This is a genomic window from Proteus sp. G2675, from assembly GCF_963886535.1.
Classification (GTDB): domain Bacteria; phylum Pseudomonadota; class Gammaproteobacteria; order Enterobacterales; family Enterobacteriaceae; genus Proteus; species Proteus mirabilis.
The window spans coordinates 83,459-95,556 of sequence record NZ_CAWPCB010000024.1; the positions used below are offsets into that span (position 1 = coordinate 83,459).

At 35.5% G+C, this 12,098-nt stretch carries 13 protein-coding genes; 10 read left to right on the forward strand and 3 right to left on the reverse strand.

The features are described 5' to 3' along the window. Position 1: 1 nt before the first annotated feature. Together sctC and AACQ49_RS06215 are read right to left on the reverse strand one after the other, a co-directional pair. The gene (sctC, locus tag AACQ49_RS06210) at positions 2–1,717 is read right to left on the reverse strand and encodes a type III secretion system outer membrane ring subunit SctC (RefSeq protein WP_004249201.1); all 1,716 of its coding nucleotides are present in this window, start codon (positions 1,715–1,717) and stop codon (positions 2–4) included. Continuing rightward, on the reverse strand, positions 1,701–2,456 hold the full coding sequence (locus tag AACQ49_RS06215) for a helix-turn-helix domain-containing protein (RefSeq protein WP_004245842.1): 756 nt from the start codon (positions 2,454–2,456) through the stop codon (positions 1,701–1,703). The genes sctC and AACQ49_RS06215 overlap by 17 nt, the downstream gene beginning before the upstream one ends. 289 nt (positions 2,457–2,745) lie before the next feature. Here AACQ49_RS06215 and AACQ49_RS06220 point away from each other — a divergent pair, with 289 nt between their 5' ends. Genes AACQ49_RS06220 through AACQ49_RS06250 form a run of 7 tightly spaced genes read left to right on the forward strand, consistent with a single transcriptional unit; the run spans position 2,746 to position 6,839 of the window. Beyond that, the gene (locus AACQ49_RS06220) at positions 2,746–3,819 is read left to right on the forward strand and encodes a hypothetical protein (RefSeq protein ID WP_161778941.1); all 1,074 of its coding nucleotides are present in this window, start codon (positions 2,746–2,748) and stop codon (positions 3,817–3,819) included. 49 nt (positions 3,820–3,868) lie between these two features. After that, positions 3,869–4,123 (forward strand): type III secretion system needle filament subunit SctF, encoded by a 255-nt coding sequence (gene sctF / locus AACQ49_RS06225; RefSeq protein WP_012368477.1) that lies wholly within the window; start codon positions 3,869–3,871, stop codon positions 4,121–4,123. Between the two features lie 23 nt (positions 4,124–4,146). Then, positions 4,147–4,425 carry a type III secretion system inner rod subunit SctI gene (gene sctI, locus AACQ49_RS06230; protein WP_004245846.1) on the forward strand — a complete coding sequence of 93 codons (279 nt, stop codon included), beginning with the start codon at positions 4,147–4,149 and terminating at the stop codon, positions 4,423–4,425. 2 nt (positions 4,426–4,427) lie between these two features. Next, positions 4,428–5,180 carry a type III secretion system inner membrane ring lipoprotein SctJ gene (sctJ, locus tag AACQ49_RS06235; RefSeq protein ID WP_004245847.1) on the forward strand — a complete coding sequence of 251 codons (753 nt, stop codon included), beginning with the start codon at positions 4,428–4,430 and terminating at the stop codon, positions 5,178–5,180. Beyond that, a complete protein-coding gene (locus tag AACQ49_RS06240) occupies positions 5,173–5,745 on the forward strand; it encodes a type III secretion protein (protein WP_161778942.1) in 573 nt (190 codons plus the stop codon). Before sctJ ends, AACQ49_RS06240 begins: the two co-directional genes overlap by 8 nt. Then, positions 5,726–6,418 (forward strand): hypothetical protein, encoded by a 693-nt coding sequence (locus tag AACQ49_RS06245; protein ID WP_004245849.1) that lies wholly within the window; start codon positions 5,726–5,728, stop codon positions 6,416–6,418. The genes AACQ49_RS06240 and AACQ49_RS06245 overlap by 20 nt, the downstream gene beginning before the upstream one ends. Beyond that, the gene (locus AACQ49_RS06250) at positions 6,408–6,839 is read left to right on the forward strand and encodes a hypothetical protein (protein WP_049218989.1); all 432 of its coding nucleotides are present in this window, start codon (positions 6,408–6,410) and stop codon (positions 6,837–6,839) included. Before AACQ49_RS06245 ends, AACQ49_RS06250 begins: the two co-directional genes overlap by 11 nt. Here the strand turns inward: AACQ49_RS06250 and soxR are convergent, their stop codons facing one another. Then, positions 6,840–7,289, reverse strand: a complete 450-nt coding sequence (gene soxR, locus AACQ49_RS06255) for a redox-sensitive transcriptional activator SoxR (RefSeq protein WP_004245851.1) — start codon at positions 7,287–7,289, stop codon at positions 6,840–6,842. Between the two features lie 124 nt (positions 7,290–7,413). Here soxR and AACQ49_RS06260 point away from each other — a divergent pair, with 124 nt between their 5' ends. From AACQ49_RS06260 to AACQ49_RS06270, 3 genes are read left to right on the forward strand one after another with little or no spacing between them, the layout of a single operon-like run. Then, entirely contained in the window at positions 7,414–7,836 is a 423-nt protein-coding gene (locus AACQ49_RS06260) for a DoxX family protein (protein WP_004245852.1), read from the forward strand. 45 nt (positions 7,837–7,881) lie between these two features. Further along, on the forward strand, positions 7,882–8,988 hold the full coding sequence (locus AACQ49_RS06265) for an efflux RND transporter periplasmic adaptor subunit (protein ID WP_004249194.1): 1,107 nt from the start codon (positions 7,882–7,884) through the stop codon (positions 8,986–8,988). Between the two features lie 12 nt (positions 8,989–9,000). Continuing rightward, the gene (locus AACQ49_RS06270; RefSeq protein WP_088207013.1) at positions 9,001–12,078 is read left to right on the forward strand and encodes a MexW/MexI family multidrug efflux RND transporter permease subunit; all 3,078 of its coding nucleotides are present in this window, start codon (positions 9,001–9,003) and stop codon (positions 12,076–12,078) included. Positions 12,079–12,098 lie beyond the last annotated feature (20 nt).

The following is a 12,098-nucleotide window of genomic DNA, read 5'->3' on the forward strand; positions in this document are numbered from 1 at the left end:
ATCACCTCATAAATGCCTGAATTTGTTTTAGCGCTTGAGATGTTTTTTTATCCATCGGTAAAAATGGGTGTTCAGTTAAAGAGTCCAATCCGTGCGTATCAGTTTTATCTAATAAACGCGGTTGTAACATAAAAATACGCACCATTTTTTTATTATTATCTGACTGATAGCTAAATGCTCGGCCAACTAAAGGTATAGCACTTAAAAAAGGAATTTTGTTTTCTGCTTTTATGTTATCTTCTCGTGTATATCCACCAATTAATAAACTACCGCCTTCAGAAACTCGGGCCACGGTGCTGATATTTGTGCGATTAATAACAGGTAATTTTTCAATCCCTTCTTCTCTATCTTCATCATCACTTTTTTTCTCGGCGCCATCTTCAAGATTGATAATCATCTCAATCTCTTGGTTAGTATTACTAATACGAGGCAACACACTGATCATAGTGCCGAATGTTGTAGATTCTAATGAAGCAACTCGCTCACCTTTAATTTGTGTATAAAAGGTGGTGTTATTATCAAATATGGCGGGGGTATTTTCTTGAGTTAACAAAATAGGACGAGAAACCATTTTAGCTTCCCCTTCCTCACTGAGTGCTTTGATTTTACTTAAAAAACTAAAACCAGATACAGCACTTAAACTAGCGGTATTAAAGAAAAATGTATTTTTACCCGAGCCATAACTCCCCTGCCAATTCACCCCCAAACTATCGGCTTTACTTTTAGAAATATCAATTATCCATAATGACAATTCAACTTGTCTTTTCGGTTTATCTAATTGTGAAATAAGTGAGCTAACTAAAGCTAAACCTTCTCGACTCGTTTTAACCAACAGGCTATTTGATCCTGGTAAAGGAACGAGTTCAACATTATATTTGCCCATTTGAGTGATAATCGGTGAATGAGTATCTTGTATATCGTTGGTAATTTTATCATCCTGATATTTATCATTATCTTCGATAATCTCACGCGCTCTTCTGACTGTTTTTTCTTTCTCTCCCGATGGCATAAATAGCTGTTGCAAAACCGTTGTTATACCTGGTAAAACCACTTTTTCATCACGTAATATATAGGTTCTATCTTGTACAAAAGTGTTTTTTAATGGAAATATCTGCACAAACTCATCGCCATAACGAGAGCTTCCGGTTGGAACTTGATTATTGATATTTTCATTAATTTGTTCTTGTACATCATTATCCAAAAGCTCAGCAGCAGCCTTAACTAGGCTAATATAAATAGGAGGACCTGAGAGATAAAAAGTACGCTGATCGTGACCTGCACGTAATGGGTAGCGGAGATCATATAATCCAACATCTTGTAGATACTCTTTCAGTTTACTCAAGCTGATATTTTTCACTTGAAATAGCTGTTGCTGTATCTCATTATCGCGATAAATATAAATAGATTCTCCGTCATTAAAATAAAGTAATGACAAACGTTTTACCATTAATTCAAAGGCGTCTTCAGGTGAAGAAATATCAAATTTTCCACTGATCCGCTCTTTTTTTACTGCGCTGCTTAGAATAAAAGGTTTATTTAATTTATCTGATAGCACTAGGAAAAACTGTTCAATATGTGTATTTACCGCAACAAAAACATCAGGTTTTTTAACCTGATGTGTATAAATAACCTTTCCTTCTGCCGCTTGAGTTGGCAAAAAGAAGCTATAAAAAATGATAATTCCAATGATACAGTAAATTTTATTTTTTATGTTCATAAAGATATTGGCCAATTCGCCGAAATTCAGTTGGTGTAATACCAAATAATGTCTTAATTTCATTAGAAAAATGAGATGCTGAACTAAAACCATTATCGACTGCAATCTGAGTCAATGATTCATCTGTTGATAGCGTTGTCAAAATAGAAGATGCCGCACGCCATGAACGTAATTGACTTTTACCACAATTACCTAAATAACGTTTACACAGCCGTCTAAAATGTGTCCCTGATACACCATATCGTTCACCTATTTGTGCAATATTGCTTTTTTTCTCATCCAAATAACTAATCAGATGTAATATAAGCCAGTAACTTTCACTGTGTCTTATTGTCACAAAAAGAGGTTCTAATTGGCTTTCATCTTTCAGTGCCTCATTAATAATCAGATGTTCTAATGTTCCACTCCCCTCTTTTATATAAAAAATTTGTTGATTAATATCAAAATTAGTGCCAACTGCTGTCATTTTTGAAAAATCTCTAGCATAATCAATAAATGCCAATAATCTGGCACAAATAAAAAATGATCTCTTTTCAATACGCCATGACTGATTTTCTGATTGAAAAATAACATTTTCATTTTTTGAATTATAAATAAAAGCCTTTCCCTTTATAATTTTAGTCGTTTTATCATCGTATATTCTTATTGGATATTCATCATTTAAAGGAATGCACATGAATAATAAATTCCCTGATAAAATATTTTTATCGCCACTTATTTTTATATCATTTATTAACATGGTAAATACCTCAGCCTATACTTATAATCTATTAAGGGTTCAAAAAAACAAACTATTTTTCAAAATGTTATTATAGCCATAATTTATAGAACACTATAATAATATAGCCTAGAATTAACTTTAAAAATAAATAACAATTCTCATTGATTATTATTAAAAAAACAACAGTAATATATCAACATTTATTTTCAAATAAAACACCTATGTTTTTTTAAAGAATTTCATTGTTTATATGACTAAAATATATTTATAACATGAATTAATTAACATTTATTATTGGGTTAACTCTATGCTGTATTATATTTATGTTCTCAGTGGTCCTTTAAAAGGGATAATAACGCCTTTGCTGCCTAATCAATACTCATTAATTCTACATAGTAAAGAACATATTGAAAATAAAATAGAAAATGAGAAATTAACACTTTACATTCCTTGCAACAAGAAAGAACATGAAAAGATAATTACGATTATGCTTGATGAGCATAATACAAAAAATAATAAATATAAAATAGAAGATGGTTTAATTTCTAAAGAAATTAGCAAAGAACTACCATTAGAACTCGATAAGCCTATATATATCAATAATTTTCCTATTTTCTTAATTAGTCATAAAGATGATTTGTCTATAACATCTTTTGATTTAAATTCAAAAAAATGGACAATTAATAGAAAAATCATTGTATCATTTATATTTGTTATTGCATTTTTTATAGTATCATTTACTTTTATGAATGTATCAAAACCATTACAAAATAAACCAAAGGAATTGGCTTTTAAAAGTTCATATTCAAATGAATTCAAAGGAGAAAATGGTTATTTATGTATTTACACTGAACCTTACTCTTCTAAAAATTTAATAAAAGATAGTGATTCAAAAACAAAAATTTCATTTTTGAACAAAGAAAAAATTATCAAATTAGCAACTAATAATAAAATTCACGTTACTTTAAAAGACAACACTAAACCTATAGTGAGTTTTTTTTATTATAATAAAAATGAAAAGTTAAAAATCATTCAAGCCATCAATGACAATTTTCCCAAAAATTGTCAGCCAATCATAAAAGAATTATCAATTACTAAAATTGTTGAAGAGATAAACAAGCTAAATTTCACTAAAACAATAGGATATACTATTGAAGAAAAAAATAACGGCTTAATTTTTATCTTTGATGATAAGCTAAGCGTAAATGACAAAGAAAAATTTAATGCTTATATAAAAAAACAGGCAGCTTTTTTTGGAAGAAAATTTATTTTTTATCGTGAAAATAAAGTTAATATCAACTTGAAAAATAAAGCAATGCTACAAGAAGATAATGGATATATTTTTCTTGATAATCAGCATCGTTATTTTCCTCAAGGATAATCAAGCTATGATGAGTAACATAACAAATTTAAGCACAAAGGAGTAATTTATGGCTGCGAGTCTTGTTGAAACAGATGTAAGTTCAATTAGTAAAGTTGACCAATATTTTCATAAACCTGTGAAAACCCAAAGCTATGAGTTATCTGAAGCCTTAGAAGCATTAAAAGCTGATACATCTAATGCCGCGGCATTAGCCGAATATCAAGCCAAACTTGCCGAATATAATATTACACGTAATGCCCAATCTACATCAATCAAAGTCATTAAAGATCTAGCAATGAGTATTATTGGTAATATGCGTTAACATCAGTTTTACGGAGGTTATGTATGGCTATTGCACCTATTATTCCCGTTAATTTAACCAAAGAACTACAAGATACAAGTGATGATAGTTTATCGACTATCATGGTAAATGGCATTATTAGTAGTATGCAATATGAAAAAAAGATACAAGAAAAGTTAACAACATTAAGCCAATTAGGTGATGCCCAAAGTTATACGAATTTACAAATAGAACTTAGCGATTATTCAATTACGATGAGCTTAGCGAGTACGTTAGCAAGAAAATCTCTCAATATTGTGGAAACACTACTTAAGGCTCAATAGTAATGAATAGACGGTATTTGTTATTACTATTTTTATGTTGCTTACTTCCTTTATTAAACGGTTGTAAGGATCAATCACTGCTCACTAATTTAAGTCAAAGGCAAGCAACTGAAATTCAAGCGGTGTTACAGAAACACCAAATAACAAGTACTCGTACTGCGTTAGGAAAAGGATTATTTGAGATCTCAGTTAAAAAGGAAAATATAGGGATTGCTATTCAAATATTAGAAGAATATCAATTACCAACAATTTCTCGTATTGAAATTACACAATTATTTCCATCAGATGCATTAGTTTCATCGCCTCAAGCTGAAAAAGCACGTTTAATTTCAGCCATTGAGCAACGGTTAGAACAATCATTATTAACCATTGATCATCTTATCGATGCGAGAGTACATGTCAGTTATCCACTATCATCAAATGATCGTATAACGCCAACACCTCATGCTTCTGCTTTAGTTTTCTATGAAGATGGCATGATAGATAGTGATCAGCTAAGTGACGATGTTCGTGCTTTTATCCATAATGCTTTTAATGATATGGATGAGAGTAATATTACTGTTTTATTATATCCACGGAATATCAATAAATTTACGATATTAAATAATCAACTTCACCAAGATAATACGACATCATTGAGTAACTCTTGGTTACTCATAGGGTTATCAGTAATTAGTTTAATTATAATAATTATGGTCATATTGATTATTTATCGTCGTAAACAAGTCAATAAAATGGTAAGCGAGAATGAGTAATCTGACTGCTGAACAATTTAAATTGATCTCTAATGTAATGTATGAACCGTTAAGTTATATCCATTCAGACTACGATGTATTAGCATCGCCAGAAGAAAATACTCTATGGCAAAAAATAGCTAATCGTCATTTAATTGAGCAATATCAACTTATACTGCATATTGATTGTGAGATTGATACTACCGTAGAAAAAATATTTACTCATTGGCACACTCTTCCTCGTTGTGCTTTATTTTTAGGTTATTTTTATTCTCGTCATACACTATTAGCACAAAATTATTATCATTTAGAACCTTCATTAAAAGCATTTTTAGCTCTCTATCCTATGTTAAATAGGACTGTCGATAGCAAAATATTACTGTCACTAAAAGATATTGCCCCCATAGATATTGGCTATCAATTACTATTTAATTTTATTAAGCTAATATCGAACGCACTAGCTCAACGTTTTAAATTACTTTTTTCACCAAAATCTTTATCAATTAATATTGAATTTCCTAAATCACTTGTTTTATCTCCTACACTTTTTTTACTGGTATTAAATTATGCTACGCTTGTTACCTGACAACCTTTTAAAATATACCTGCGAAGGTGTATTAATACGAGCTCACTATATACGACAGCTCGATAATATTCATAAAACAACATTAGCGACCAAGCAGGCAGCAAAAAAAATGCTGCATCACTTTAATCATAAACTAGATAAACTTCGTAATAAGATAGCTAACGAAGCTTATGCTAAAGGATTACAGGTTTTATTAGCTGATATAATAAGATTCTCAATTGAATATCAAGAAAAATTTGTACAATATGAATTTCAGCAACGAGAACAACTCGTCGCAACGATCGGGGAATTCTTAGATTCACCTGAAATACAAGTTAAACTCACTCAATATCTGATGTCATCTGTTCCTCTTGAGCAAAAAGTAACACTCGATATTCCCACAACACTACAGCGCTATTTTGAGAGTGAACTCGACAATAGCAATATTAAGTTAAACTGCCATAACAACAAGACCATTGCTATTCATACCGGTGATCAAATTACTTTTTTTGATCCTGCCATATTTCTCAACGATCTAAGAACACAATTTCATCGGCCTTTTTCTGAAACTTATCAACCGATTTTTGAGCAAAACATCAAACAACTGCTATTAAACTTTATCAATACATTTACCCCCTCAGACGATCTTTCTTCAAGAAAGCCAATTTTAAACGAGGATAACAATGAAAATTGATCCTTTCCGCGCACAGCAGATATATAACTCTCCTTCGACTTTATCTAGTGCTAACAATATTTCGAGAAAAGGATCAGATCCTATTATCGAAAATTTGAAACTGACTTTTTATCAAGATTTAAGCAAGGCGGATCTTAGCCATGCTAATGATATTCTTACTTTATTAGACCAATTTGATGTCAAAGATGGAGGTAATCAAACGTTAAAAGAGAAGCGACAAATAGCCTTATTAGTTTATGCACACCAACAAAGTGAATTAGAGCATCATGAAAATAAAAACTTAATTAATCAAGCACTAATTTCACGGCTCTCTTATCAAGGTTTTTACCATCAAGTCACCCAAGAATTATTAGGTATGATCGATAACAATGATGAATTCGAAGGTTTTTTTAAGCCTGATAGGGTGACATTTTCATTGTGATCATAACATTTGAGCACCAGGCCCTTTTTCTCCTAAAATATCATCAGGGTTACGTAATGGGCAATCATTTAATGATAGGCATCCACAGCCAATACAGTGATCAAGTCCATTACGTAATCGCTTAAGACGCCGAATACGCTCATCGAGCCGTATTTTCCAATCCGTTGATATTTCATGCCATTGTTCTGCAGTTAATTTACTATTTGGTGGATATTTCCCTAATATTTCCTGAATTTCTTTTAATGGAATACCTGTACTCTGCGCTGCTTTAATAATTGCCACATAACGGAGTACCACTGACGGGTAACGGCGCTGATTTCCAGGGCTCCGAGAACTTTTTATCAATCCTTTTTCTTCATAAAAATGCAGTGTAGAGATGGGTACACCACTGCGTTTTGCCACTTCGCCAACCGTGAGCGCTCGATTAAAATCTATTTTCTCTTTACTCATTTGCTACCTTTTTTATTTTTCACTTGACCTCAAGTTAACTTGAGGTTTTATAGTCCTGTCCCAATACAAAGTCAAGTCAGCCAATTGCCTGATTTTATTTTTTAAGTTTATTGAGGACTGATACATGCCTAACTCAATTGCACGTATTCTTGAAAGCCAAACATTATGGATTGTCGCAAGAGTGCTAATTCTATTGTTATTTTTATCATCGGGTTTTGCCAAGGTATTTGATTATGAGAATAGTTTGGCAGAGATGCGTGCAGCAGGGTTAAACCCTGATTGGTTTTTTAATCTCGCCAGCGCCATTGTTTTATTCGCCGGATCGATTTTAGTTCTTTTTGATCGTTATCTATGGTTAGGTGCTGGCGCATTAGCCACTTTCTTATTTTTAACCATTGTGATTGTACATACGTTTTGGAATATGACCGGCGATAAAGCGATGTTATCCATGTATTTTGCGATAGAGCATACCTCTGTGATTGGAGGACTAATGGCAACCGCAATGGCTAGCCACTTCAGAGCATTATGGAAAAAATTCAACTCATAACACCCTAAAAATAGATAAAAACTTCACTATGGGATCGGCGGTAAAATGAATAAGAAATTGACGTTAACTTTATGTGCCTCACTATTTTTATTAAGTGCAGGGGCAATGGTTTATGCAACAATGGGATCTGATGAAGATGAAACACAGCCATTTGCTTATCCACCAACAAAAGTGGCATTAGCAACCGCGCAATCCGCTGAATTACCCAATACCATGCATGGTGTTGGAGAATTGGAAGCTGCTAGACAAGTCTATTTAGCGGCAGAAACAAATGGGCGCATCGCCACTATCCACTTTGCATCAGGACAGACCGTCACCGCGGGACAAATCTTAGTAAAATTAAATGATGAGCCAGAGCAAGCGGAATTATTACGCCTACAAGCACAACTAACTAATGCAGAAAAACTTTATTCAAGAACTCGCCAACTTTATAGTAAAAATGTGGCTGCAGCAGCACAATTAGATAGTACGTTATCAGAGCGCGATATGATTGTAGCCTCTATCCGTGAAGTGAAAGCGCGCATTGCACAAAAAACCATTAAAGCTCCCTTTGATGGTATTGTCGGCATAAAACTCGTGCATGAAGGACAGTATCTAAATGCTGGGGAACGTGTTGCCTCATTAGTGGATGCAAGCCACTTAAAACTTAACTTTTCACTCGATGAGCAAGTGGCGCCACAGCTTTCAACTCATCAACCTATTAATATTGCAGTTGATGCTTATCCTAATCAAACATTTACCGGCTCACTTAATGCCATAGACCCTCTTATTGGCCCTTCTCGCACTGTGCAAGTACAAGCCATTTTACCGAATACCGATAACAAATTAAAAGCGGGCATGTTTGCTCGTGTTCAAGTTACCTCCCCTACTCGTCATCAGGCATTAACCGTACCAGAGACAGCGGTTACTTATACTGCCTATGGGGATACCGTGTTTGTAGCGCAATCTGACAATCAAAAAAACCTTATCGCTAAGCGTGTCTCTGTGAAAGTTGGATTGCGCTACAACGGCCTTATCGAGATCAAAGAAGGCTTAAATCAGGGAGATCAAGTTGTTACCTCAGGGCAAATCAAACTTAGTGATGGCACCTCAATAGCCCCCATAGAGCAAGATACGTTAACACTGGCCCAATCTACTACTCGTCAACCATAACAGGAGTGTTTCATGAAATTCACTGATATTTTTGTGCGACGACCTGTTTTAGCGTTAGTAGTTAGCACCTTGATTTTTTTACTGGGCGCATTTGCGTTCAGTAAACTACCTATTCGCCAATACCCCATGTTACAAAACTCAACGATTACCATTGCAACAGACTACCCTGGCGCATCGTCTGAACTGATGCAAGGTTTTGTGACTCAACCTATTACACAAGCCGTTTCCTCGGTGGAAGGCGTTGATTATATTTCTTCATCTTCAGTACAAGGAAAAAGTTTTGTCACGGTAAGAATGGAGTTAAACCGCGATCCGACACAAGCATTAACGCAAGTGATGGCCAAGGTCAATCAAGTACGTTATAAATTGCCAGAACAAGCTTATGATCCTGTGATTGAACTTTCTTCTGGTGAATCAACCGCAGTCGCTTATGTTGGCTTTTCCAGTGAGCAAATTTCTATTCCAGAATTAACTGACTATCTATCTCGTGTGGTTGAACCGATGTTTTCCTCCATTAATGGGGTCGCCAAAGTACAAGTCTTTGGCGGACAACAACTGGCCATGCGCGTATGGCTAGATACTGATAAATTAGCGGGGCGAAACTTAACTGCTAGTGATGTCGCTGATGCCATTCGCCGTAATAATTACCAAGCGGCTCCTGGAAAGGTCGAAGGTGAGTTTGTTATTGCGAATGTTTATGTCAATACCGATTTAACCAATGTGGAAGAATTTAAAGATATGGTGATCCACAATGATGGCCATAATCTTATACGTCTACGTGATATTGGCACCGTCGAGCTAGGTGCGGCTACTACTGAAACCAGTGGCATCATGAATGGCAAAAAAGCCGTCTTCTTAGGCCTATTTCCAACACCAACAGGTAACCCGTTAATCATTGTTGATGGTATTCGCGAAAACCTTACTGATATAGAAAAAACACTCCCACCAGGTGTAAATGTGGAGCTGGCCTTTGAAACTTCACGTTTTATTAAAGCTTCTATTGATCAGGTGGTGCAAACATTAATTGAAGCCATTTTAATTGTTATTGCTGTTATTTATCTCTGCTTAGGCTCATTACGTTCTGTAATTATTCCTGTGCTTGCTATCCCTTTATCTATGTTGGGGGCAGCCGGATTAATGTTGGCATTTGGTTTTAGTATTAATTTGCTTACTTTACTAGCAATGGTTTTAGCCATTGGATTAGTTGTCGATGATGCGATAGTGGTGGTTGAAAACGTACATCGTCATATTGAAGAGGGATTATCACCAGTGCAGGCCGCATTAGTGGGGGCACGAGAGGTCGCGGGGCCGGTTATTGCCATGACCATCACTTTAGCCGCCGTTTACGCGCCAATCGGTCTCATGTCAGGATTAACAGGTGCACTGTTTAAAGAATTTGCCATAACGCTTGCTGGTAGCGTCATTGTATCGGGTATTGTGGCATTAACCTTATCTCCGGTCATGAGCTCATTAATGCTCAAACCGAAAGAAAATGAAGGCAGGATGGCTAAAATAGCCGAATATACCTTTGATAAATTGGCATATTACTATAGCTATTTGCTTAATTTTTCTTTAACTCATCGCTGGTTAACCGTCGTTTTCGCCTTCGCCGTGTTTGTTAGCTTGCCGTTTTTATATAGCCAGACAAAACAAGAGTTAGCACCTTTAGAAGATCAAGCGAGCGTTTTAACCGCGGTAAAAGCACCACAACATGCAAATCTTGCCTATGCGGAACATTTTAATCAGAAACTTGATGATATTTATATGAGCCTACCGGAAACAGACAGCACATGGATCATCAATGGTACTGATGGCCCTTCAGCAAGCTTTGGTGGGATTAATTTTGATGGTTGGAAAGGTCGTGATCGTAATGCCAATCAAATTCAGGCAGACCTACAAAATCGTGTTGCGGATGTTGAAGGAAGCAGTATTTTTGCTTTTCAATTAGCATCATTACCTGGCTCTGTCGGCGGATTACCTGTCCAAATGGTGTTACGTAGCCCATTAGGTTATCCCGTTTTATTTGACACGATGGAAGAGATCAAACAGCAAGCACGAGAAAGTGGTCTATTTGTCGTAGTGGATAGTGATCTTGATTACAACAACCCTGTTGTGCAGATCACTATTGATCGTGCCAAAGCCAATACCCTTGGTATTCGCATGCAAGATATTGGCGAATCACTATCCTTATTAGTGGGTGAACACTATATCAATCGCTTTGGTATGGATGGTCGCTCTTATGATGTGATCCCCCAAAGTATACGTCAACAACGTTTAACTCCGGCAGCACTTGCAGGGCACTATATTCGTACTCAAGATAACCTGTTAATTCCATTATCAACCGTGGTCAATATTACCACTCAAGTTGAACCCAATAAATTAACGCAATTTAATCAACAAAATGCCGCTATATTTCAAGCTATTCCGGCACCGGGTGTCACCATGGGGCAAGCTGTTGCGTTTCTTGAACATGTGGCAAATTCCTTACCCGCTGGCTTTAGCCATGATTGGCAATCTGATGCTCGCCAATTTACCCAAGAAGGAAATACCTTAGTCTTTGCGTTTATTGCTGCCCTTATCATTATTTATTTGGTATTAGCCGCACAATATGAAAGCTTGGTTGATCCATTGATTATTTTGATTACGGTACCACTCTCAATTTGTGGTGCATTAGTGCCATTAGCTTTAGGTATGGTGACATTAAATATCTACACTCAAATTGGTTTAGTCACCTTGATAGGACTTATCAGTAAGCACGGTATTTTAATGGTGGAGTTCGCTAATGAATTGCAAGTTCATAAAAATCTAAATCGACGTAAGGCGATTGTTGAAGCAGCAAAAATCCGCTTACGCCCTGTCTTAATGACTACGGCAGCAATGGTTATCGGGCTTATTCCTCTGCTATTTGCCAGTGGTGCTGGAGCGAATAGTCGCTATGGATTAGGGTTGATTATTGTATCAGGTATGTTAGTTGGCACGCTATTTACGCTATTTGTATTACCCACAATGTACAGCTTCTTAGCACGAAACCATCAAGTCAGCGCTCAGACTGAGCGTCAAAAACAATTACAGCAAATCAGTGAGCAATAAAAATAACAAGCGCTAATGTC